Genomic DNA, 24,011 nt, shown 5'->3' with positions numbered 1-24,011 from the left:
GACCCAGTCCCAGAACTCGAACATGTTCGCCGTGTCGATACCGAAGTCCGCGACCTTCTCCGCGTTCGTCGACAGCGCCACGAAGTGCTTCGCGACCGCCTTCTCCTCACCGAGTCCGGCGAGCAGCCAGGACCGCGCGGAGGTGGCGTTGGTGATGGTCTCGATGGTGGTGAAGGTCTTGGAGGCGACGATGAACAGCGTCTCGGCCGGGTCCAGGTCGCGGACGGCCTCGTGCAGGTCGGCGCCGTCCACGTTGGAGACGAACCGCACGGTCAGCGAGCGGTCGGTGAAGGAGCGCAGCACCTCGTACGCCATCGCCGGGCCGAGGTCCGAGCCGCCGATACCGATGTTGACGATGTTCCTGATGCGCTTGCCGGTGTGCCCGGTCCACTCACCCGAACGCACCCGGCCCGCGAAGTCCGTCATCTTGTCCAGGACCGCGTGCACGGCCGGCACGACGTTCTCCCCGTCGACCTCGACGACCGCGTCCCGCGGCGCCCGCAGCGCGGTGTGCAGCACCGCCCGGTCCTCGGTCGTGTTGATCCTCTCGCCCCGGAACATCGCGTCCCGCAGCCCGAACACATCCGTCGCCACGGCGAGTTCCTGGAGCAGGGCCAGGGTCTCGTCGGTGATCAGGTGCTTGGAGTAGTCGATCCGCAGGTCGCCGACCTGGACGACGTAGCGTTCGGCGCGCGCGGGATCGGTGGCGAACAGGTCGCGCAGCCGCGGGTGGAGCAGCACGGTGGCGCGGTGGTCCTCCAGCGCCACCCACTCCGGACGCCGCACGGGCTTGGGGTACTCAGACACGGGGGGTCTCCTTGGGGGCCTCGCCGCGCAGGGCGACGGCGTACATCTCGTCCGCGTCGAGGCGGCGCAGTTCCTCGGCGATCAGCTGGGAGGTGGAGCGCACCTTCAGGGCGAGGGTGCGGGAGGGCTGACCGGGCAGCGACAGCGTGGCCAGCGGGCCTTCGGGGCGGTCGATGACGATCTCGCCGTTCTCGGTGCCGAGCCGGACGGCGGTGACCACGGGACCGGCGGTGACGACCCGTTCGGTCCTGACCCGGAGGCGGGCCTCCAGCCAGCGGGCGAGCAGTTCGGCGCTCGGGTTCTGGGCCTCGCTCTCGACGGTCGCCGAGATCACCTTCGTACGGGCCTGGTCGAGCGCGGCGGCCAGCATGGAGCGCCAGGGCGTGAGCCGGGTCCAGGCCAGGTCGGTGTCGCCCGGGGCGTAGGAGGCGGCGCGGGCGTCCAGCGCGACGAGCGGTTCCTCGACGGCGTACATGTCGGTGATCCGGCGCTGGGCGAGGGCGCCCAGCGGGTCCTTGACCGGGTTCGCGGGCGCGTCCACCGGCCACCAGACGACGACGGGGGCGTCGGGCAGCAGCAGCGGCAGGACCACCGAGTCGGCGTGGTCGGACACCTCGCCGTACGTCCGCAGGACGACCGTCTCACCGGTGCCCGCGTCGGAGCCGACGCGCACCTCGGCGTCCAGGCGCGAGTTGGTGCGGTCGCGCGGGGTGCGGGCGACGCGCTTGATGACGACCAGGGTCCGCGAGGGGTGCTCGCGGGAGGCCTCCTCGGCCGCCTTGATCGAGTCGTACGCGTTCTCCTCGTCGGTGACGATGACCATCGTCAGGACCATGCCCACGGCGGGGGTGCCGATGGCCCGGCGCCCCCGTACGAGCGCCTTGTTGATCTTGCTTGCCGTGGTGTCGGTCAGGTCGATCTTCATGGCCTGCGCCAGCTCCGTCCGTCTCGTGCGAGCATCTCGTCGGCTTCCTCGGGACCCCAGCTGCCCGAGGGGTACTGCGCGGGCGTGCCGTGGCTCTCCCAGTACCCCTCGATCGGGTCGAGGATCTTCCAGGACTCTTCCACCTCCTGGTGGCGGGGGAAGAGATTGGCGTCGCCGAGCAGGACATCCAGGATCAGCCGTTCGTACGCCTCCGGGCTGGACTCGGTGAACGACTCGCCGTACGCGAAGTCCATGGTGACGTCCCGGATCTCCATGGAGGTACCCGGCACCTTGGATCCGAAGCGCACGGTCATGCCCTCGTCGGGCTGGACGCGGATGACGATCGCGTTGGCGCCGAGCTCCTCGGTGGCCGTGGAGTCGAACGGGGAGTGCGGGGCGCGCTGGAAGACGACCGCGATCTCGGTGACACGGCGGCCCAGACGCTTGCCGGTGCGCAGGTAGAACGGGACACCGGCCCAACGGCGGTTGTCCACCTGGAGCTTGACGGCCGCGTAGGTGTCGGTCGTCGAGCCCGGGTCGATGCCGTCCTCCTGGAGGTAGCCGCGCACCCGCTCGCCGCCCTGCCAGCTCTCGGCGTACTGGCCGCGCACGGTGTGCTCGCCCAGGTTCTCCGGCAGCTTGACGGCCCTGAGGACCTTGAGCTTCTCGGCGAGCAGGGACTCGGCGTCGAAGGCCGCCGGTTCCTCCATGGCGGTGAGCGCCATCAGCTGGAGCAGATGGTTCTGGATGACGTCCCGGGCGGAGCCGATGCCGTCGTAGTAGCCGGCCCGCCCGCCGATGCCGATGTCCTCGGCCATCGTGATCTGGACGTGGTCGACGTACGACCGGTTCCAGACGGGTTCGTACATCTGGTTGGCGAAGCGGAGCGCCAGGATGTTCTGGACGGTCTCCTTGCCGAGGTAGTGGTCGATCCGGAACACCTGGTCCGGGTCGAACACGTCGTGGACGATCCGGTTCAGCTCGCGGGCGCTCGCCAGGTCGTGGCCGAACGGCTTCTCGATGACCGCGCGCCGCCAGGACCCCTCGGGGGCGGTCGCCAGCCCGTGCTTCTTGAGCTGCCGCACCACCTTGGGGAAGAACTTCGGCGGTACCGAGAGGTAGAACGCGTAGTTGCCGCTGGTGCCCCTGGAGGCGTCCAGCTCGTCGACGGCGGAGCGCAGTTGCTTGAACGCGGTGTCGTCGTCGAAGTCGCCGGGGATGAACCGCATGCCCTCGGCGAGCTGCTGCCAGACCTCCTCGCGGAACTCGGTCCGCGCGTGCTCGCGCACCGAGTCGTGCACCACCTGCGCGAAGTCCTGGTCCTCCCACTCGCGGCGGGCGAACCCGAGCAGCGAGAAGCCCGGCGGCAGCAGACCCCGGTTGGCGAGGTCGTACACGGCCGGCATCAGCTTCTTGCGGGACAGGTCGCCGGTGACGCCGAAGATGACGAGCCCGGAGGGGCCCGCGATCCGGGGGAGCCGGCGGTCGCGCGGGTCGCGCAACGGGTTGTCCCAGTCGGCCGCGACGCCGAGCGCCTCGGCCAGAGCCTTCGACGCCGCGTCGCCGAGCGCCTCGGCCGCCTCCCCGGCGAGGCCGCCGGACGCAGGGGCCGCGGGGGATCCGGGTTCCCCGGCCGGGGCACCGGACGTCAGACCGTCCGGTTCCACGGCCGGGTCACCGGATCCCTGCGGCGCGGCGGCCGCGTCCTGCGCGGCACCGCCGGAAAGGGGCTCACCGTCGGATCGCGCCTCACCCTTGCTCATTCCCCGTCAACTCCCTTGCCGCGGAGGGAGGCCGTCACCGCTTCGAGCAGGTCCTCCCAGGCCGCCTCGAACTTCGCGACGCCCTCGTCCTCCAGCTGTCCCACGACCTCGTCGTAGGAGATCCCGAGCGCCTCGACCGCGGCCAGGTCGGCGCGGGCCAGGTCGTAGCGGCCGGTGACCGTGTCGCCCTGGATGTCGCCGTGGTCGGCGGTGGCGTTCAGCGTGCCCTCGGGCATGGTGTTGACCGTGCCCGGCGCCACCAGCTCGTCGACGTACAGGGTGTCCTTGTACGCGGGGTCCTTGACGCCGGTGGAGGCCCACAGCGGGCGCTGCTTCTGCGCGCCGTCGGCGGCGAGCGACGTCCAGCGGGCGTCGCCGTCCGCCGTGCCGTCGGCGGTGCCGAACACGCCCTCGTACGCCTCGTAGGCGAGCCGGGCGTTGGCGAGCGCCGCCCTGCCCTTGAGCGCGAGGGCCTCGTCCGAGCCGTCCTTCGTGAGCCGCTTGTCGATCTCGCTGTCGACGCGGGAGACGAAGAAGGAGGCGACGGAGTGGATGCCGGCCAGGTCGACGCCCGCCTCCCGGGCCCGCTCCAGGCCGGCGAGGTAGGCGTCCACGACCTCGCGGTAGCGCTCCAGCGAGAAGATCAGCGTGACGTTGACGCTGATGCCGAGGCCGATGACCTCGGTGATCGCCGGGAGACCGGCCTTCGTCGCCGGGATCTTGATCATGACGTTCGGGCGGTCGACCAGCCAGGCGAGCTGGCGGGCCTCGGCGACGGTCGCGGCCGTGTCGTGCGCGAGGCGGGGGTCCACCTCGATGGAGACCCGGCCGTCCTGGCCGCCGGTCGCGTCGAAGACGGGCCGCAGGACGTCGGCGGCGGCGCGCACGTCCGCGGTCGTCATCATGCGGACGGCCTCGTCGACCGTCACCCCGCGCACGGCGAGGTCGGCCAGCTGCTGCTCGTATCCCTCGCCGGAACCGATGGCGGCCTGGAAGATGGACGGGTTGGTGGTCACGCCCACCACGTTCCGCGTGGCGACGAGTTCGGCCAGGTTGCCGGACTCGATCCGCTTGCGGGAGAGGTCGTCGAGCCAGATGGAGACGCCTTCGCCGGAGAGGCGCTCAAGGGGTACCGCGGTCGCGGTTGCTTCGGTCACAGTGATCATCTTCCTTCGTGCGAACGGATCAACCGCGCAGGGCGGCGATGGATTCCCGCGCGGCGGCGGCGACGTTCTCGGCGGTGAAGCCGAACTCGGCGAACAGCGTCCCGGCGTCGGCCGAGGCGCCGAAGTGCTCCAGCGAGACGATCCGTCCCGCGTCACCGACGTACCGGTACCAGGTCAGGGCGATACCGGCCTCGACCGCCACGCGGGCCTTCACGGACGGCGGCAGGACGGCGGCCCGGTACTCGGGGGACTGCTCCTCGAACCACTCGACGGACGGCATCGACACCACGCGGGTGCCGACCCCCTCGGCCTCCAGCAGTTCGCGCGCCGCGACGGCGAGCTGCACCTCGGAGCCGGTCGCGATCAGGACGACGTCCGGAGTTCCGGTGGAGGCGTCGCGCAGGACGTAACCGCCGCGCGCCGCGTCGGGGTTGGCCTCGTACGTCGGTACGCCCTGACGGGTGAGGGCCAGTCCGTGCGGGGCCGGGTTCGTGGTGTGGCGCCTGAGGATCTCGGCCCAGGCGACGGCCGTCTCGTTGGCGTCGGCCGGACGGACGACGTTCAGACCGGGGATGGCGCGCAGCGAGGCGAGGTGCTCGACCGGCTGGTGGGTCGGGCCGTCCTCGCCGAGGCCGATCGAGTCGTGCGTCCACACGTACGTCACCGGGAGCTGCATCAGCGCGGAGAGGCGGACGGCGTTGCGCATGTAGTCGGAGAACACCAGGAAGGTGCCGCCGTAGACGCGGGTGTTGCCGTGCAGCGCGATGCCGTTCATCTCCGCGGCCATGGAGTGCTCGCGGATGCCGAAGTGGATCGTGCGGCCGTACGGGTCGGCCTCGGGCAGCGGATTGTCCGCCGGCAGGAAGGAGCTGGCCGCGTCGATCGTGGTGTTGTTCGAGCCGGCGAGGTCGGCGGAGCCGCCCCACAGCTCGGGCAGCACGGGACCGAGCGACTTCAGGACGCTGCCGGAGGCGGCACGGGTGGCGACCGCCTTGCCCTCCTCGAACACCGGCAGCGCGCTCTCCCAGCCCTCGGGGAGCCGGCCGGCGACGATCCGGTCGAACAGCCGCGCGTTCTCGGGCCGCTCGGTGCGCCAGACGCCGATGCGCTTGTCCCAGTCCGCGTGCGCCTCGGCGCCCCGGTCCAGGGCCCGGCGGGCGTGGGCCAGCACCTCGTCGTCGACCTGGAAGGTGCGCTCCGGGTCGAAGCCCAGGATCCGCTTGGTGGCGGCGATCTCCTCGTCGCCGAGCGCCGAGCCGTGCGAGGCCTCGGTGTTCCGCGCGTTCGGCGCGGGCCAGGCGATGACCGTGCGCATCGCGATGATGGAGGGGCGGGCCGTCTCGGCCTGCGCCGACTTGAGCGCCGTGTACAGGGCGTGCACGTCGATGTCGCCGTCGGCCGAGGGCTCGATGCGCTGCACGTGCCAGCCGTACGACTCGTAGCGCCCCAGCACGTCCTCGGAGAAGGCGGTCGCGGTGTCGCCCTCGATGGAGATGTGGTTGTCGTCGTAGACGAAGACGAGGTTACCGAGCTTCTGGTGGCCGGCGAGCGAGGAGGCCTCCGCCGAGATGCCCTCCTCCAGGTCGCCGTCGGAGACGATCGCCCAGATGGTGTGGTCGAAGGGGGAGGTGCCCTCGGGGGCCTCCGGGTCGAACAGACCGCGCTCGTAGCGGGCGGCCATCGCCATGCCCACCGCGTTGGCGGCTCCCTGGCCGAGCGGACCGGTCGTGGTCTCCACGCCCGCGGTGTGCCCGTACTCGGGGTGGCCCGGAGTCTTGGACCCTTGGGTGCGGAACGCCTTCAGATCGTCGAGGCCGAGTTCATAACCTGACAGGAAGAGCTGGGTGTACAGGGTCAGCGAGGTGTGGCCGGGAGAGAGGACGAAGCGGTCCCGGCCGGTCCACTCCGGGTCGGCGGGGTCGTGCCGCATCACCTTCTGAAAGAGCGTGTACGCCGCCGGGGCCAGGCTCATCGCGGTTCCGGGGTGACCGTTGCCGACCTTCTGCACGGCGTCGGCGGCCAGAAGCCGGGCGGTGTCGACGGCGCGGCGGTCGAGCTCGGTCCAGGTGAATCCATCGGAGCTCTGCGTACTCATCTTCAAGAAGTCCTTACGAGACGTGCTTCGGCTGGGTCTTTGCGTTCAAACCTAAAAGTCAGACTTTTGCTGGGGAAGGTGCCCGTGTGTCAGCCTTCGGTGAAAGTGGGACACATGGAGCCGTGGCGAGGCGACGCGAGAAGGACATGAACGACAGAACCACCCAAGGCGGCCCCGGCCGGCAGGGCGACGAGGACGGGATCCGGACCTTTCCCTTCCCGGCCGATCTGAGCCTGTCCGGCGTGGGCATGCAGGTCGGCGCGATGGGGACCGGGCGCACCTGGCACGCGGACGCACCGCTCGAACGGGTGCACCGCATCGACTTCCACGTCGTGATGCTCTTCCACGAAGGCCCCGTCAGGCACATGGTCGACTTCGCCGAGTACGAGGCGGACGCGGGCGACGTCCTGTGGATCCGGCCCGGCCAGGTGCACCGCTTCTCCAGCGACGACCCCTACCGCGGAACCGTCCTGACGATGCAGCCCGGATTCCTGCCCCGCGCGACCGTCGAGGCCACCGGCCTCTACCGCTACGACCTGCCCCCGCTGCTGCGGCCCGACGCCGCCCGGCTGGCCGCCCTCGAACACGCGCTGACCCAGCTGGAACGCGAGTACGTGGACACGACCACGCTGCCGCTCAGCCTGCACACGGCGGTGCTGCGGCACTCCCTCACCGCGTTCCTGCTGCGCCTGGCCCATCTCGCGGCCAGCTCCGCCGACGCGGCCCGAGGGCACACGGACACCACGTTCACCCGTTTCCGGGACGCGGTCGAGCGGGACTTCGCCGTCAACCACAGCGTCAGCGCCTACGCCGACACCCTCGGCTACTCGCGCCGCACCCTGGTGCGGGCGGTGCGGGCCGCGACCGGCGAGACGCCCAAGGGGTTCATCGCCAAGCGCGTCGTCCTGGAGGCGAAACGGCTCCTCGCCCACACGGACCTGCCGATCGGGCGGGTCGGCGCCGCCGTCGGCTTCCCGGACTCGGCCAACTTCTCGAAGTTCTTCCACCAGCACACGGGCTCCACCCCGGTGGCCTTCCGGGCCGAACTGCGCTGAGCGGGGCGGACCTCGTGGGTCCGCCCCGCCCGGTGGAGCCTGCCGCCGACGACCGCGCGCCGGCCGATGTCTCAGTGACCGAAGTCGAACCAGTTGACGTTCACGAAGTCGGCCGGCTGGCCGCTGGTGAAGGTCAGATACACATCATGGGTCCCGGTCACGGAGCTCATGTTCGCGGGCACGGTCCTCCAGGACTGCCAGCCGCCGGTGTTGGCGAGGGCGAAGCTGGCGACCGGTGTGCTCGTCCGGCTGTCGAGGCGCACCTCGACCAGACCGCTGACCCCGCCGGCCGCGCCGCTCGCGACCCGGCCGTAGAACTGGGTGGCCGCCGAGGAGCCGAAGTTGACGCCCTTGTACACGGCGTAGTCGCCGTTCGCGATCGTGCCGATGTCCTGGCCGCCGCCGGTGTCCGTGGTGGTCTCGGTGACGACACCGCTCTGGCTGTCGTAGGACTCGGCCTGGATGGCGCTGTAGGCGTCACGGTTGCCGGTGGGCGGGGGAGTGGTGCCGCCGCCACCGTCGCCGCTGCCCGCCGCCGAGAGCACCTGGACGTAGTCGACGACCATCGGGTGGCCCGGCTCCGTACCGCTGTCGGGGCCGCCGCCGAAGGCGCCGGGGAAGCCGCCGCCCATCGCCACGTTCAGGATCATGAAGTAGCCGTGGTTGGTGGCGTTCGCCCAGGTCGTCGCGTCGACCTGGTTCGCCTTCACCGTGTGGAAGTTGACGCCGTCGAGGTAGAAGCGGATCTCCTCGGGGCTCGTCGAGCGGTCCCACTCCATCGCGTAGGTGTGGAAGCCCGCCTGGCAGGTCGTCCCGGTACAGGGCGTGTTGTTGCCGATGCCGCTGGTCTCGTTGCACGGGCCGCCCGGGTTGGTGCCGCAGTGCATCGTGGCCCACTCGGTGTTGAGGCCCTGGACGTTCTCCATGATGTCCAGCTCGCCGACGCCCGGCCAGTTCTGGTAGTTGCCGCGGTACGGAGCGCCCAGCGCCCAGAAGGCGGGCCAGTAGCCCTTGGCGGCGGCGCCGGTCACGTTCGGCATCTGGATCCGCGCCTCCATGCGCAGCTTGCCGCCGGCCGGGGGCTCGAAGTCGGTGCGCTTGGTCTCGATGCGGCCCGAGGTCCAGTTGCCCGAGGCGTCACGGCGCGGGGTGATCAGCAGGTTGCCGTTGCCGTCCAGGGCCACGTTGCTGGTGGAGGAGGTCATCGTCTCGACCTCGCCGGTACCGAAGTTGGCCGGCCCGCCCGGGTAGCTGGTGCCCGTCGTGTACTGCCAGTTGGTGGTGTTCACGCCGCTTCCGGCGGCTCCGCTGAAGTCGTCGGCGAAGACCTGTGACCAGCCGGTGGGGGGCGTGGGCGCGGACGCGCTGGCGGGGAGGGTCGCCGCGGTCGCGGCGGCGGCCGCCAGACTCAGCGTGCCGAGCACGGCGACGCAGACGCGCCGGACGGAGCCGCGTCTGGGTGTGCCGGAACTTTCACTCATGGATGCCTCTTCGCGTACGGAGTGGGGGTGCGCGGGTGGGGTGTGAGAGCGCTCCCACGGACATTTGAGAGCGCTCTCAACAGTGGTGCGCGGCCAATGTGCTCTCTGTCACTCCGGTCGTCAAGAGGTGAAGCCGAGAAAGTCCTTTCGCTGTAAGGGAGTTCACGCCGTGAAGGAAGCGAGAAGTCCCGATGAGCGTGCTGCGGCGGGCAGTTGAAGTTCGTTCGCCGTGCACGGCCCTCAAAGGGCGCTGCCGGCCTTCCAGTCGGCCCACGACAGGTTCCAGCCGTTGAGTCCGTTCGACGCTTCGACGGTCCGCTCGCCCGAGTTCTCGACGACCACGACGTCTCCGAGCGTCGAGCTCTCGTAGAACCGGTAGCCGGGCACGGAGCCGTCGTCCGCGCCCTTCGCGTCGCGCAGGCCGACACAGCCGTGGCTGGTGTTGCTGCTTCCGAACACCGAGGGCGAGGCCCAGTAGTTGCCGTGGATGAAGGTGCCCGAGGTGGTCAGACGCTGCGCGTGCGGCACGTCCGCGATGTCGTACTCGTCGCCGAGCCCGACCGTCGAGGACTCCATCCGGGTCTCCTTGAACCGCTCGCTGATCACCATGATCCCGGACCAGGTGGTGTGGGCCGGGGCGCCGCCGCTGACCGGGTAGGTGGCGAGGGTGGTCCCGTCCCGCTCGACCGTCATGGTCTTCTTCGCGAGATCGACGGTGCTCACCTGGCGGCGGCCGATGTGGAACGTGACGTCCTTGGACTGGACGCCGTAGACGCCGTTCCCGCCCTCGACGTCCTTGAGCCGCAGGCTCAGCGTGATCTTCGTGCCGGCCGCCCAGTACTCGGCGGGACGGAAGTCGAGCCGGGAGTTCCCGAACCAGTGGCCGACGACGTCGACCGCCGGCTCCGCCGTCACCGTGATGGCCTTTTCCACCGCGGCCCGGTCGGTCACGGGGTGGGTGAAGTTGATCGAGACCGGCATGCCGACACCGGAGGTCGAATTCGCCTCGGGCGTGAAATAGCCGGCGAACGTCGCACCCGGCGACTTCGTGACGAACACCGCGGTGTGCTCCGCGGCGCCCGCCGCTTTCGCGGTGACCGTGTATTTGGTGCCCGAGTGGGGATTCCCGGACGAGGTCCAGCGCGTACGGTCCTCGTCGAAGGATCCGGCCAGCGTCGAGCCGTCGTTGCCGGACACCTCGACCGCCGACAGCGTGCCGTCGGTCACGGAGACCACGACCGGGGCGGTGAAGTCGGCCCGCTTGGTGCCGTCGGCGGGGGAGACCGTCACCTTCGGCGTCCTCACCTGCGCCTTCGTCTTCGCCCCGGGCGCGGCGGACCCCGTCGCCGCGGCGCCCTTCCCGTCGGCGGCGTCCGCGGAGTCACCGCATCCGCTCAGCGCGAGGGCCGGCACGGCGGCCCCGAAGGCGGTGAGGACCCCCCGCCGTGACCAGGCCCGACGCCCGGCCCGGCGCCGTTCCCCGCCCGGCTCCGCCGCCGTCGGTCCGGGCCGGTTCGCTATCTCAGGGACGCCCACGGAACGCCTTTCCTCGGTTCTTTCGTTCACCATCGCTCGGGGTGCATCCTGCGGGACTTCCCTGGGTTGATTCTTTGAATACGGCCGCACCAGCCTGAGATTCCGGTGAAGACCTCCGCGCGGACGGCCGGAATCCACGGTTGCCCGGGCGCCCGGAATTGTGGAGAGAGTATGAATCGTCTGTCCGAGCCCTGAGTTCGTCCGTGAGATCCACGAGAACTCGACGAGAACCCGCTTCCGGGAGTCCCATCCGGCCCCCGGTCGCGGCAACGAAGGAGTCGCGGGAACGAAGGAGCCCTCCCGCTCGCCGGAACCCGAGCCCACCCCCGCCGGAGGCATCCGTGAATCCAGTTCGTGAACGGCACACCGTGGCCATCGTCGGCGCGGGCGCCGCCGGGGCGCTGACCGCCGTGCAGCTCTGCGAGACGGCCGTCCGCCGCCGCGTCCCGCTCGCCCTCGTCCTGATCGACCCCGCCCCCGAGGCCGGGCGCGGCACCGCGTACGCCACCACGGACCCCCGGCACCGCCTGAACGTGCCCGCCGCCGGCATGAGTTGCTATCCCGACGACCCCGGCCACTTCACCCGCTGGCTCTGCCGGCACGGCGAACCCACCGTCCGGGGAGACGACTTCGCCACCCGCTACCGCTACGGCGCCTATCTCGCCGACACCCTGGCCCGGGCGATCGTCCGGGCTCACGGCACGGTCGCCGTCCAGCGGCTGCGGACCAGGGCCGAGGCCTGCCGTCCCGCGGCGGCCGGTCGGCTGGAGCTCCGCCTCGCCGACGGGAGCGGTCTCCTGGCCGACAGCGTGGTCCTCGCCACCGGACCGGCGGCCACGACGGGAGCCTGGGCACCGCCCCGGCTCCGTACGTCTTCCCGGTTCATCGGTTCGCCCTGGGCGCCGGGCGCTCTCGACGGACCGCTCGGGCGATCGCTCGACGGACGGCTCGACGGACCGGTTGGCGGACCGGTTGGCGGACCGTTCGACGCACCGGCCGGTCGCGGTGCGGGCGGGTACGGACCGGCCGGTCGTGGTTCGGGCGGCAACGGACCGGTCGGTCGTGGCGCGGGCGGTCCCCGTGTGGGCGGCCACGGTGCAGGCGGTCCTGGTGCGGGCGGTCACGGACAGGTCGGCCGTGATGCGGGCGGTCACGGGGTGGGTGACGACGTCCTCCTGGTGGGTACGGGCCTCACCGCGGTCGACCTCGCGCTCACCCTCGACCGACCCGGACGCACCGTGCACGCCCTCTCCCGCACCGGTCTGCTGCCGCAGCCGCACGCCCTGGTCGCCGCTCCCGCGATGGCCGCACCCGAAGGGCTCGACGCACCGACCCTGTCCGCCCTGCGCAGGGCCGTGTACCGCCACATCGGGCGGGCCGTGCGCGCCCACGGGGACTGGCGTCCCGCGCTCGACAGCCTCCGCCCGCACACCGCCCGTCTCTGGCACAGCCTCACCCCCGAGGAGCGCGCCGTCTTCCTGCGCGAGGCCGGCGCGCTGTGGAACACCCACCGCCACCGGACGGCTCCGGCCACCGCCGAGTCGCTGGACCGCGTCCGCACGGCCCGGCGTCTGCGCGTGCACACCGGGACCGTCACCGACGCCGTCCCGCGGTCCGACGACTCGCTTCTGCTCACACTCTCCGACGGGTCCCGCATCGGGGCGAGTTGGGTCATCGACTGCACCGGACCGGGCCCGCGTCCCCAAGACCCCCTGTGGCGCTCGCTGTTCGAGACGGGCGCGGCCGTGCCCGGTCCCCTCGGCCTCGGCGTCGCGACCCGCGACGGCCGGCTCCTCGACGCCCAAGGCCGCACCGGGCTCGCGCTGTTCACCCTCGGCGCCCCGCGCCGCGGTGAACTGTGGGAGACCACCGCCGTCCCCGAGATCCGCGTCCAGGCCGCCGAGTTGGCCGAGGGGCTGCTGGCGCCCCTGGCTCCCTCCCGGCGCCCGGCCCGCCGCCGTCCCCTCGACGCGCACGGGCTCCCGCTGTCCACCCACGCCGAGGCGGCCGCCGCCCACCGCACCGGGCTCGAACGGGTCCTCAAGGTCAGGGCCGGTGCCGAGGACGCCTTCGCGCGCGCCGTCGCCCTCGACCCCGGTTTCGCGCTCGGGCACGCGGCCCTCGCCCTGCTCGGCCACGAGTGCGGCGCCGACGTCGACGTACCGCGGGCCCTGGCCGACGCCCGGCGCTGCGCCCGGGAACGGGCCGACGAACGCGAGCGCTCCTTCGTCGAGGTGGTGACCCGGCGCGTACGCGGCGAGGGCTCGGACGGCGGGGCCGGCGCGCTGCTCGGACATCTGGCCGCGTACCCCGCCGACGCGCTGGCGCTCGCCGCGGCCGTGCCCACCATCGCCTTCTCCGGCGTCGGCGGCCTCGATCCGGCCTGCGCGCTCGACCTGGTCGAACGAGCCGCGCCCGCCTACGGCGGCCACTGGTTCCCGGACTCGCTCCTCGCGTTCCTGCGCCAGGACCAGGGCCGTCACGACGAGGCCGCCGAGCTGGCCGGGCGCGCGCTGGCCGCCGAGCCCGCCTCCGGACACGCCGCGCACGCCCTCGCCCACGTCCACTACGAGTCCGGGGACCACGCCAGGGGCCGCGACTGGCTGGACGCCTGGGTGTCGGGACACGGACGGGGCGCCGTCCACCGCGCCCACTTCTCCTGGCACGTCGCCCTGCACGAACTGGCCCTGGACGATCCGGCCGCCGTCCGCCGGCGCTGGTTCGCACAGCTCGCGCCCGGACGGGTGAGCGGCGTGCGCGCGCTGGTCGACTCGGGGTCGCTGCTGTGGCGGGCCCGGCTCAGCGACAGCTGGCGGGGGCCGGTGCCCGCGGCGGACGTGCTCGACAGCGTCGCCCGGGAGATCGTGGAGCGGCCCGCGACCGCCTTCACCGCGCTGCACGCCGCCGTCGCGCTGACCGCCGCCGGCGATCTCGCGGCCCTGCGCAGGCTGCGCGACCACGCGGCGGGTGCGGACCCGGTGCAGCGCGAGGTCGTCGTGCCCCTGTGCGAGGCGCTGGCCGCCCTCCTCGAGGAGCGTTTCCAGGACGCAGCGCGCGGTCTGGACGCGCTGCTGCCGGTCCTCGGCCGGGTCGGCGGCAGCGCGGCCCAGCGCGAGGTCGTCGAGGAGACCCTGCTGTACGCCCTGGTCGCGGCGGGCCGTTGCGAGGCGGCCCGCCGCCTCCTGGACACCCGCCTCGACCGCGGCCACGCCCCCCGGGACCGCCGCCTGCTGGCGGCCCTGCCCGGCTGAGCGACCCGACCGGGGCGGCCCAGGCCCGGGACCCGGGTCCACCGCGGGCGACGGCGTCGGCCGAGGGCGCTGGGGGGTTCCCAGCGGCAGACGCACCGCGGGGTTCGACGCAGGTGCCCCGGCGAGGTGGTGGGCGGCGTGCCTGGGTGCTGGGGTCCCCGGTGCCGCCCGCACGCACGGGACGATTCGAAGCGGGTGCCCAGCCGGGCGTCGGACGCGGGCACAGGCACCGGAGATGCGCGGCGCCGCGCCCACCGCAGCGTTCCACGCGCCTACCCCGCCCGGTCCGTAGGCGGTGGGCGCCAGCCCAGGGCTCTGGAGATTCCCCGGGCCGCCACCCGCACCGCCGGGATCAGCGCCGGTACCCGGGCCCCGGCCCACGGCACCACGAGCGACACCGCCGCGACCACCGAGCCGTCCGCGGCCCGCACCGGGGCGGCGACCGACAGGGCGTCCTCGGTCACCTGACGGCTGCTCACCGCCACGCCCGTGCGCCGTACTTCGGCGAGTGTCCGGCGCAGCAGGGCCGGGTCGGTGATCGTGTACGGCGTGAACGCGGCCAACGGGCCGTCGCAGCAGGCGTCCTGGACGCCGGGCGCCGCGTGCGCGAGCAGCGCGAGGCCCACCCCCGTGGCGTGCAGGGGCCAGCGGGCGCCCACCTGGATGCGTACGCCGACCGCCGAACGTCCCGAGATCCACTCGGTGTAGACGACCTCGGCGCCGTCGCGGACCGCCAACTGCACGTTCTCGTGCGTCGCTTCGTACAGGTCCTCCAGGAACGGCAGGGCGGCCTGGCGCAGGGCGAGGCCGCGCGGGGCGAGCGCCGCAAGCTCCCACAGCCGCAGTCCCACGTGATAGACGCCCCCGGGGTCCCGTTCCAGCGCGCCCCACGCGGTGAGCGCGGCCACCAGCCGGTGGGCGGTGCTGAGGCTGAGCCCGGCCCGGCGCGCGATGTCCGTCAGGGACAGCGCCGGGTGTTCGTGGTCGAAGGCGGCGAGCACGGCGAGGAGACGGCCGGAGGCGGACCCGGCGGCGCTCTCTCGACCTGTCATGACCGGTTCCCCGCGGCCGGGCCCCGGGCGGGGCGGTTCGGGCGTGGGGAGCCACCCTGCCGCACGGGCCCGAGGACCACAATCACCCGCGCCCCCCGGAGGGTTCCCGGCGGGGCTCCTTCGTGGTGGTGCCGGACCGGCCCGGCGCACGATGGCACGCTGCATCCTGGAAGACAGGGGCGACCAGGCGGTCCCGGCGTGCTCCCGCGCCGCGCGGCCCGCGCCCCCGCACCAACGGCGAAGGTGGTACGTGCGTGAGGCTGACCATTCTGGGCGGCGGCGGTTTCCGTGTCCCGCTCGTGTACGGGGCGCTCCTCGGGGATCGGGCCGAGGGCCGGGTGACCCGGGTCGTGCTGCACGACCTGGACGCGGACCGGCTCTCGGCCGTGGCCCGGGTCCTCGCCGAACAGGCCGCGGGGGACCCCGGCGCACCGGAGGTGACCGTCACCACCGACCTCGACGAGGCCCTGCGCGGCGCCGACTTCGTCTTCTCCGCGATCCGCGTCGGGGGCCTGGAGGGCCGCGCGGCGGACGAGCGGGTCGCCCTGGCCGAGGACGTCCTCGGCCAGGAGACGGTCGGCGCCGGCGGCATCGCGTACGGTCTGCGCACCGTGCCCGTCGCCGTGGACATCGCCCGGCGGGTCGCCCGGCTCGCCCCGGACGCCTGGGTCATCAACTTCACCAACCCCGCCGGACTGGTCACCGAGGCCATGTCCCGCCACCTCGGCGACCGGGTCATCGGCATCTGCGACTCCCCGGTCGGTCTCGGCCGCCGCATCGCCAGGGTCCTCGGCGCGGACCCGCGCGAGGCGTGGATCGACTACGTCGGGCTGAACCACCTGGGCTGGGTGCGCGGCCTGAAGGTCGCCGGACGCGACGAACTCCCGCGGCTGCTCGCCGATCCCGCGCTGCTCGGCTCCTTCGAGGAGGGCCGGCTCTTCGGCCCCGACTGGCTCCGCTCCCTGGGCGCCGTCCCCAACGAGTACCTGCACTACTACTACTTCAACCGCGAGACCGTACGCGCCTACCAGCGGGCCGAGAAGACGCGCGGTGCCTTCCTCCTCGACCAACAGGCCGGTTTCTACGAGGAGATGAAGCGCCCGGACGCGCCGGCGCTGGCGGCCTGGGAGCGCACCCGGGCCGAGCGCGAGGCCACCTACATGGCGGAGAACCGGGACGCCGCCGGTGCCGGGGACCGCGAGGAGGACGACCTCGCCGGCGGCTACGAGAAGGTCGCGCTCGCCCTGATGCGCGCCATCGCCCGCGACGAACGCACCACCCTGATCCTCAACGTCCGCAACCGGGGCACGCTCGCCGCCCTCGACGCCGACGCGGTCATCGAGGTGCCGTGTCTGGTGGACGCCAACGGCGCGCACCCCGTCGCCGTCGACCCGCTGCCGGGCCACGCCACCGGTCTCGTGTGCTCGGTCAAGGCGGTGGAGCGCGAGGTGCTTCGCGCCGCCGAGTCCGGCTCCCGCGCGACGGCGGTGAAGGCCTTCGCCCTGCACCCGCTGGTCGACTCGGTCACGGTGGCGCGCGCCCTCGTCGACGGCTACACGGCCGTGCACCCGGGCCTTCGCTATCTGACCTGACGCCCGGTCGGATGGGACCCGGCGCGCATGGCCGCTGCCCGGGTCCCTCCCGGTGCCGCCCGCTTTGCGCCCCGGACTTGCCGACGCCTTGACGATCCGTTCCCTGCGTGTTCAACCGGCCGTCCGTGCCCGCGTTGTGTACCGTCCCTAAGGTCCCTGAGTGCTTCGAGTGCCCAGTGCTTCGAAGAAAGGGACTCATGGACAGACCTCTCGCCGTCCGGGCTCGCGGGATCACGAAGTGCTTCGGGGACGTCGTGGCACTCGACGGCGTCGATCTGGAGGTGGCACGGGGCCGGATCCACGGCCTCGTCGGTCCGAACGGCGCCGGCAAGACGACCCTGCTCGGTCTGCTGCTGGGCCTGGCCGTCGCCGACGAGGGCCGCCTGGACATCCTCGGCGTCCCGATCGGCCGGGCCCTCACCGCCCCGGCCGGAGTGGCCGGTTTCGTCGACGGACCCGGCCTCTACCCCTCCCTGACCGCCCGGCAGAACCTCGCCGCCCTGGCGGCGCTCGGCGGCCGCAGCGCCCGCGAGGCCGGCGTCGACGACGTGCTCCACGAGGTCGGGCTCACCGACGTCGCCGACGACCCGGCCCGCGGCTACTCCCTCGGCATGCGCCAGCGCCTCGGTCTCGCCGCCGCCCTGCTCACCGAACCCCGGCTGCTCGTCCTCGACGAGCCGTCCAACGGCCTCGACCCCGCGGGCAAACGCCAGGTGCACGGCGTTCTCGGCCGGCTCGCCGCGAACGGCACGGCCGTCGTCCTCTCCAGCCACCGCATGGACGACCTCCAGGCCCTGTGCTCCGAGGTCACCGTCCTCGCGACCGGACGGGTCGCCTTCTCCGGCCCGCCGCCCAAGCTGGCCGCCGAGAACGGCGAACTCGACTACCGGCTGATCACCTCCGACCCGGAGGCCGCCCGCGCGCTGGCCCTCGGCACGGCCGGGGTCCGGGTCGTCGACGGGGCCGCGCCACGGCACGACGACGCCGCGCTCGTCGTACGGGCGCACGTGCCCGCCGTCGACGAACTCGTCGTGCGGCTGGTCGGCGCGGGCGTCGCCCTGCGTGAACTCGCCCCCGTCGTGTCCCCCCTCGAAGCCGCGTTCCTCGCCCTCACCGAGCAGAAGGAGACCGGCGGATGACCGCGACGACGGCCGAGGACACCGGTCTCGAGGAATCCGGGCCGGACGAGGAAACCGCCGCGGCCCCCGTCGTCCCGGTCACCCGTGTCTACCGCTTCGAGCTGGTCAAGCTCGTCTCGCAATGGCGGATCCGCCTGCTGGTCCTCGCCTGCTGGACCGCGCCGGGACTGTTCGTCGCCGCGGTCGGGCAGCAGAGCACGCTTCCCGTCGACACCCTCTTTGGACGCTGGATGCACGCCACCGGGTGGGCGGGACCGCTGGTCGTGCTCAGCTTCGCGGGCACCTGGGCGCTCCCGTTGCTGACCTCGGTCGTCGCCGGTGACGTGTTCGCCTCCGAGGACCGGCTCGGCACCTGGCGCCATCTGCTCGTCGCCGTCCGCTCGCCGCGCCGCGTGTTCGCCGCCAAGGCACTGGCCGGGCTCACCGTCCTGCTGCTGCTCGTGGCCGGACTCGTCGCCTCCAGTACCGCGGGCGGGGTCCTCGCGATCGGCGACCAGCCCCTCGTCGGCCTGGACGGTCACTCGCTGACCCCGGCGGAGGCGGCCGGCGGGGTGCTGCTCGCCTGGGTCTGCGTCCTCGCCCCGACCCTGGCCCTGGCGGCCGTGGGACTGCTCGGTTCCGTCACGCTCGGACGCTCCCCGATGGGTCTGCTGCTGCCGGCGATCGTCGCGCTCGGGATGCAGCTCGCGCAGATGATGCCGGTGCCCGTGGCCGTGCGGCTCGCCCTGCCCGGGTACGCCTTCATCGCCTGGAACGGGCTGTTCACCAGCCCCGTGCAGCTCGGCCCGCTCCTCATCGGCATCGCGGCCGGCCTGCTGTGGGCGCTGACCGCGACCGTCTCGGCCTATCTGCTGTTCATGCGGCGGGACTTCACCGACACCGCCCACGACGGGCCGGGCCGCGGCGCGGTCACCGCGGGCGTCCTGCCGCTCGTCGCCCTCGCCGCCGCGACGGCCGTGGCCGTCGGCGCCACCACCGGGGCCACCGGCTCCGGGATCGAACAGGACAAGGTGCAGCGCGCGGCCGCGACGGCGTTCGCCCACCTCTACCGGCTCCAGACCCGCCAGCTGGGCCGCCCCGCCGTCACGGAGGCGCAGTTGAGGGTCACCGCGGACTGCGACAAGGGCAGCGTCAGGGTCGCGGCCGAGGGGCCGGGCAACGACTGGCGCTGTGTCGTCTCCTGGCACCTCCCGGGCGTGGACGCCGTGGGGACGGCCGTCTACCAGCTCGACATCGGCCCGGACGGCCGATTCATGGCCGACGGCGACGGACCGAAGGAGGTGAACGGCTACTTCCTGGTCCGCACCCCGGCCGGGGACGCACCGAACCCGCTGTGGCAGTTCGACGGAGACGTCGACCTGCTCGCCACCTCGAAGGGATGACTCCATGCAGGTAACGCGTCGCCGACGGAACGCCGGCCAGGGCCGGTCGAGTCCTCTCGGCAGACACGCCGGACGACGGATACCTCTGCTGACGGCGGGCACCGCCGTGCTCGCCCTCGTCGCCACCGGGGCCGCGTTCGCCGGGACCGGCCAGTTCGGCAGCGACCAGGTCGGCCAGGTCACCGACCGCGGCCAGGTCGTCTCCAGCGACCAGTACATCGCCCCGTACGGCGACCGGCTCGTCCTCCAGAACGGCAAGATCATGTCGTCCTCGGTCAGCCCCGACGGCACCCACGTCGCGGCCTCGGTCACCGACGGCGGCAGCGCCCTCGCGATCGTCGACCTCAAGAGCTGGAAGGTGCAGCAGCTCGTCGGCAGCTCCGCGTCCTCCGTCCCGCGCATCGGCGGCAACAGCGTGGGCCAGGAAGGCCCTACGTACTCGCCCGACGGCTCACAGCTCTGGCTCGGCCAGACCGACGGCTACACCCGCTTCACCGTGACCGCCGACGGCAGTGTCACCGACCCGGTGTCCGTCCCGATCGCCGCCGACGGCACCAAGCACGCGCTCGTGGGCGCCGCGGTGTTCTCGCCCGACGGCTCCACCGTCTACTCCGCGGTCAACGGGCAGAACCGGGTGGTCGCCATCGACGCCGCCACCGGGACCGTCCGGCAGAGCTGGAACGTGGGCAACGCCCCGCGCGACCTGGCCGAGGCGGGCGGCAGACTCTACGTCAGCAACGAGGGCGGACGCCCGGCGCGGCCCGGCGACACCACCATCAACTCGTACGACACCCAGGTCCCGGCCGACCCCGTCACGGCCGCCACGACCACCGGCACCGTCAGTGTCATCGACCCGTCGGACCCGTCGGCCGCCGTCACGAGCATCCCCGTCGGACTGCATCCGACCGCCCTGTACGCCAAGGGCAGGGCGCTGTTCGTCACCAACACCGCCACCAACGACGTGTCGGTGATCGACACCACCCGGAACAAGGTCGTCCAGACCATCGCGACCCAGCCGTGGCCGGAGGCGTCGGTGGGCTACGAGCCCGACGCGGTGACGCTCACCGACGACGGCCGGCTGCTGGTCACGCTCGGCCGCGCCAACGCGGTGGCCGTGTACCGCTACCGGTCCCCGCAGGACCCGGTCCGCTACGTCGGACTGCTCCCGACGGACTACTTTCCCGCGGAGATCGCCACCGTCGGCGACGAGGTCGTCGTCTCCAACACCCGTGGTGTCGACGCCCGCCGGATCACCACCGCCGCCGGGCACGCCACCCACGACACGACGTCCAGCGTTCAGCGGTTCACGCTGCCCGACGACAGCGTCATCCGGGCCGAGACGGCCAAGGTCTTCCGGCAGAACGGCTGGACCGCCGGGTCGGTGGCGCGGGCCAAGGGGAAGAGCCACGCGAAGCCGGTGCCCGTCCCGGTGCGCCTCGGCGACCCGTCGACGATCAAGCACGTCTTCCTGATCGTCAAGGAGAACCGCACCTACGACCAGGTCTTCGGCGACGTCCCCGAGGGCAACGGCGACCCGTCGCTGGCCCAGTTCGGCGAGAACGTCACCCCCAACCAGCATGCCCTGGCCAGGCAGTTCGGGCTGTACGACAACACGTACGACATCGGCACCAACTCGGCCGAGGGGCACAACTGGCTGATGCAGGCGGACGATCCGGAGTACACCGAGTCCTCCGCCGGTGAGTACGGCCGCAGTTACGACACCGAGGACGACGCCCTCGGCCACCAGCGGACCGGCTTCCTGTGGACCGGAGCGCAGGCGGCGGGCAACTCCGCCCGGGACTACGGGGAGTTCCAGCAGTTCCTCACCAAACCGGCCGACGCCAGCTGGCAGAACCTGTACTGCGACGCCAGGAACATGAGGTCGACGGGACAGGACACCGCGTACACGCTGAACTCCTCCTCGCCGATCCCCTCGCTCAACGACGTCTCGGTGCACGGCTTCGCGAAGTTCGACACCAGCGTCCCGGACATCTACCGGGAGGAGATCTGGAAGCGCGACTTCGAGAAGAACGGTCCCGCGAACCTGAACATGTTCTGGCTCTCCAGCGACCACACCGGCGGTCCGGCGAACGCGGCCGCGCAGGTGGCGGACAACGACCTCGCGACCGGCAGGATCGTCGACGAGATCTCGCACAGCACGTACTGGAAGGACTCGGCGGTCTTCGTCGTCGAGGACGACTCCCAGGCCGGTCTCGACCACGTCGACGGCCACCGGGCCCCGATCCAGATCATCAGCCCCTGGGCCCGCCACGGCCTCGTCGACAGCCACTACTACTCGCAGATCACGCTGATCCGCACCATCGAGCAGATCCTCGGCATGCACCCCATGAACCAGAAGGACAGCGCGGCCACGCCCATGCGCGCCGCGTTCACCGGGAAGCCGGACCTCACCCCGTTCACGGCACTGCCCAACCGGACCTCGCTGACCGACGGCCTCAAGACCGCCCCCTCCTGCGGCCTGGACACCCCGGCGCCGCAGGACCCGGCGGCCGCGCCGGTGCCGTCGGCGAAGGTGCCGGCGGACAAGAAGGCCCTCGCGGCGAAGTGGGACACCTGGAGGACGCACCAGCGGCTGACCGGGCCGAACGCCGTTCCCGACTTCGCCAACCCCGCGCAGATGAACCACTTCACCTGGTACCAGACGCACGGGTGGACCAAGCCGTACCCCGGTGAGCACACGGTCTACGCGCCCGAGGACGTGCCCGGTGCCTATCTGCCGGGGTCGGAGTCCGACGGCTGACGCCCCTCTGGGCCGCCGGCACCCGGCGCCCCAGGGCCGTCGGGTGTCGGCGGGCGGCCCACGAGCACGACGCGACGGGCCGCCCGGGAGTCTCCGGGCGGCCCGTCGCGTTCTCCGATCCCGCCGTTCGTCAGCCCGTGAAGCCGGCCGTGATCGACGTGAACTGCCAGGTGCTCTGGCTGATGCCGGAGCAGTTGCTCACCACGCCGCCCCCGGGGCAGGAGCGGTCGCGGTTGACCGACCAGTAGGCGAGCCGGGCGATGTGATGGGAGTTGGCCCAGTCACGGATCGAGGTCCAGATCGCCGGGGTGGTGTTCTCCTGCTGGTCGGACAGTCCGTTCATGCCGGAGATGCCGATGTGGGAGTAGGCCGTGGCGTCGTCCCAGCCGAACGTGGACTTCAGCTTGGTCTTCAGTCCCTCGGTGGCGTTGACGGTGTTGCCGTACATGTCGGAGCCGCCGCCGAAGTCGAACGGCATGATGGTGAAGACGTCGATGTTGGCGTTCAGGGACTGAGCCTGCTCGATGAGCCGGTTGCCGTAGTAGGTCGGGCCCGTCGTCGAGGTGCCGAAGGTGACGATCGTCTTGAGGCCGGGGTTGTTGGCCTTGACGGTCTTCAGCGCGGTCAGGATCTTGGCCTGGACGGCCTCGTTCTCGAACTCGTCGGTGTTCTCGATGTCCATGTCGATCGCCTTGAGGCCGTAGGCGTCGATCACCTTCTGCAGCGCACCGGCGAGCGCGCTCGCCGAGGAGCAGTTGGCGCCGAGCTTGCTGCCCTGCCAGCCGCCGAACGACGGGACGATGTCACCGCCCGCGGACCTGATCTGGTTGATGGCCGTCTGGTCGACGCCGCCGGTCAGCGCCCTGCTGCCGTCCCAGGCCGGGGTGCAGCCGCCGGAGTCGAGCACGAACGCCATCGTGAACCACTTGATCCCGGTCGCGCTCATCACCGTGGTCGGGTTCGGGGGGTCGCCCCAGCCCTCGTACAGATAGGGAGCGGCCTGCTTGAAGCCGGTGCCGCCCCCGCCGCCCGCGTCCGTGGTGACGCTCACGGCGTTGGAGGCCGCCGAGCGGTTCCCGGCCGCGTCCCGCGCCTTGACCGTGAACGAGTACGCGGTGCTCGAGGACAGTCCGCTGACCGTGGCACTCGTGCCGGACACGCTGAGCACGTTGTTCGAGCCGCTGTAGATGTCGTACGCGGTGACGCCGACGTTGTCGCTCGACGCGCTCCACGAAAGGGACACGCTGGAGGACGTCTTGCCGGTGGACTTCAGGTTCGTGGGCGCGGTCGGCGCCTGGGTGTCGCCGCCCCCGCCCCCGCCGCCGGGACCGTCGAGGCTGATGTCGTCGGCGTAGTAGGTGCCCTGCGCGTACCAGCCGTGGACGTAGATCTTGGCGCTGGTCTGCGAGGCGCCGGTCGTGAAGGACACGGTGAGCTGGCTGTACGCCGACGGGGACGTCGTCCAGGTCGAGGCACCGCCGTCCACGCCGAGGTAGACGTAACTGCCGCGCACCCAGCCGGAGAGGCTGTACGTGGTGTTCGGCTGGACCGAGACGGTCTGGGTGCACTGCGCGTTGTCACTCGAACTCGCCGCCCCCGCAAGGGCTTTGGAGCCTCCGTGCACGGGGCTGGAGACGATCGAGCCCAGGTTGCCGGAACAGGACCAGGGGGAGAGGCCCCCGGTCTCGAAGCCGGGATTGGTGAGGATGTTGGCCGCCTGGGCCGTGCCCGGCAGGGCGACCGCGCCGGCGAGGGCCAGCGCGGCCGTGCCCAGCAGGGCGAGGAGACGATGTCTTGAACGTCTGAGCATGGTCATGCGCACGCGATCTCCCTGGAGATATGGGGGTGTTCGGGAGTGCTGAGAGGTGCGCAACCAAGTTGGTATGGACCAATCCCGCTGTCAAGACACTGCGCGGGAATTGGTCCAGACCGGTAAAGGGGCCACGGCTCGTGGGGTGCCCGCCGGAGCGTCTCTGTCCACCTTCGCCGCCCTGGCCCGCACCGCT

At 72.2% G+C, this 24,011-nt stretch carries 14 protein-coding genes and 1 pseudogene; 6 read left to right on the top strand and 9 right to left on the bottom strand.

From position 1 onward, the window contains the following. The 5 genes and pseudogenes from IO36_RS10025 to tkt all read right to left on the bottom strand — a co-directional run. A pseudogene (locus IO36_RS10025) lies at positions 1 to 807 on the bottom strand (glucose-6-phosphate isomerase); the annotation flags it as partial. Next, entirely contained in the window at positions 800 to 1,732 is a 933-nt protein-coding gene (opcA, locus tag IO36_RS10020; protein WP_037618242.1) for a glucose-6-phosphate dehydrogenase assembly protein OpcA, read from the bottom strand. The gene opcA and the pseudogene IO36_RS10025, both read right to left, overlap by 8 nt. Further along, entirely contained in the window at positions 1,729 to 3,495 is a 1,767-nt protein-coding gene (gene zwf / locus IO36_RS10015) for a glucose-6-phosphate dehydrogenase (RefSeq protein WP_245173182.1), read from the bottom strand. The genes opcA and zwf overlap by 4 nt, the downstream gene beginning before the upstream one ends. Continuing rightward, the gene (gene tal, locus IO36_RS10010; RefSeq protein WP_037618240.1) at positions 3,492 to 4,661 is read right to left on the bottom strand and encodes a transaldolase; all 1,170 of its coding nucleotides are present in this window, start codon (positions 4,659 to 4,661) and stop codon (positions 3,492 to 3,494) included. Before tal ends, zwf begins: the two co-directional genes overlap by 4 nt. Before the next feature lie 19 nt (positions 4,662 to 4,680). After that, positions 4,681 to 6,756, bottom strand: a complete 2,076-nt coding sequence (gene tkt, locus IO36_RS10005) for a transketolase (RefSeq protein WP_037618238.1) — start codon at positions 6,754 to 6,756, stop codon at positions 4,681 to 4,683. 146 nt (positions 6,757 to 6,902) lie between these two features. On the opposite strand from tkt, the gene IO36_RS10000 reads away from it, so the two are divergent. Then, positions 6,903 to 7,811: a helix-turn-helix domain-containing protein gene (locus IO36_RS10000; RefSeq protein WP_037618236.1), complete on the top strand. Its 909-nt coding sequence runs from the start codon at positions 6,903 to 6,905 to the stop codon at positions 7,809 to 7,811. A 71-nt stretch (positions 7,812 to 7,882) separates the two neighbouring features. On the opposite strand, the gene IO36_RS09995 is transcribed toward IO36_RS10000, so the two are convergent. Then, positions 7,883 to 9,292, bottom strand: coding sequence for a glycoside hydrolase family 16 protein (locus tag IO36_RS09995; RefSeq protein ID WP_037618233.1), 1,410 nt, complete (start codon positions 9,290 to 9,292; stop codon positions 7,883 to 7,885). Between the two features lie 240 nt (positions 9,293 to 9,532). Next, on the bottom strand, positions 9,533 to 10,828 hold the full coding sequence (locus IO36_RS09990; protein ID WP_425535514.1) for a L,D-transpeptidase: 1,296 nt from the start codon (positions 10,826 to 10,828) through the stop codon (positions 9,533 to 9,535). 341 nt (positions 10,829 to 11,169) lie between these two features. On the opposite strand from IO36_RS09990, the gene IO36_RS09985 reads away from it, so the two are divergent. Further along, a complete protein-coding gene (locus IO36_RS09985; RefSeq protein WP_245173181.1) occupies positions 11,170 to 14,079 on the top strand; it encodes an FAD/NAD(P)-binding protein in 2,910 nt (969 codons plus the stop codon). Between the two features lie 272 nt (positions 14,080 to 14,351). Here the strand turns inward: IO36_RS09985 and IO36_RS09980 are convergent, their stop codons facing one another. Then, a complete protein-coding gene (locus IO36_RS09980) occupies positions 14,352 to 15,131 on the bottom strand; it encodes an IclR family transcriptional regulator (protein WP_037618230.1) in 780 nt (259 codons plus the stop codon). Positions 15,132 to 15,385: 254 nt separating this feature from the next. Between IO36_RS09980 and IO36_RS09975 the strand changes: the two genes are divergently transcribed. The 4 genes from IO36_RS09975 to IO36_RS09960 all read left to right on the top strand — a co-directional run bounded on the left by IO36_RS09975 (position 15,386) and on the right by IO36_RS09960 (position 22,005). Continuing rightward, positions 15,386 to 16,723, top strand: coding sequence for a 6-phospho-beta-glucosidase (locus tag IO36_RS09975; RefSeq protein WP_037618228.1), 1,338 nt, complete (start codon positions 15,386 to 15,388; stop codon positions 16,721 to 16,723). Positions 16,724 to 16,920: 197 nt separating this feature from the next. After that, positions 16,921 to 17,862, top strand: a complete 942-nt coding sequence (locus IO36_RS09970) for an ABC transporter ATP-binding protein (protein ID WP_037618225.1) — start codon at positions 16,921 to 16,923, stop codon at positions 17,860 to 17,862. After that, positions 17,859 to 19,244 carry an ABC transporter permease gene (locus IO36_RS09965; protein WP_037618223.1) on the top strand — a complete coding sequence of 462 codons (1,386 nt, stop codon included), beginning with the start codon at positions 17,859 to 17,861 and terminating at the stop codon, positions 19,242 to 19,244. The genes IO36_RS09970 and IO36_RS09965 overlap by 4 nt, the downstream gene beginning before the upstream one ends. A 4-nt stretch (positions 19,245 to 19,248) precedes the next feature. Beyond that, the gene (locus IO36_RS09960) at positions 19,249 to 22,005 is read left to right on the top strand and encodes a bifunctional YncE family protein/alkaline phosphatase family protein (RefSeq protein WP_037618220.1); all 2,757 of its coding nucleotides are present in this window, start codon (positions 19,249 to 19,251) and stop codon (positions 22,003 to 22,005) included. A 130-nt stretch (positions 22,006 to 22,135) separates the two neighbouring features. On the opposite strand, the gene IO36_RS09955 is transcribed toward IO36_RS09960, so the two are convergent. Further along, positions 22,136 to 23,821 (bottom strand): carbohydrate binding domain-containing protein, encoded by a 1,686-nt coding sequence (locus IO36_RS09955; RefSeq protein ID WP_245173180.1) that lies wholly within the window; start codon positions 23,819 to 23,821, stop codon positions 22,136 to 22,138. Positions 23,822 to 24,011: the final 190 nt, after the last annotated feature.

It is taken from the genome of Streptomyces aureus, from assembly GCF_000725495.1.
Taxonomy (GTDB): domain Bacteria; phylum Actinomycetota; class Actinomycetes; order Streptomycetales; family Streptomycetaceae; genus Streptomyces; species Streptomyces aureus_B.
The sequence above is the reverse complement of the archived record's forward strand: the minus strand, read 5'-3'. Positions and strand labels throughout refer to the sequence as shown.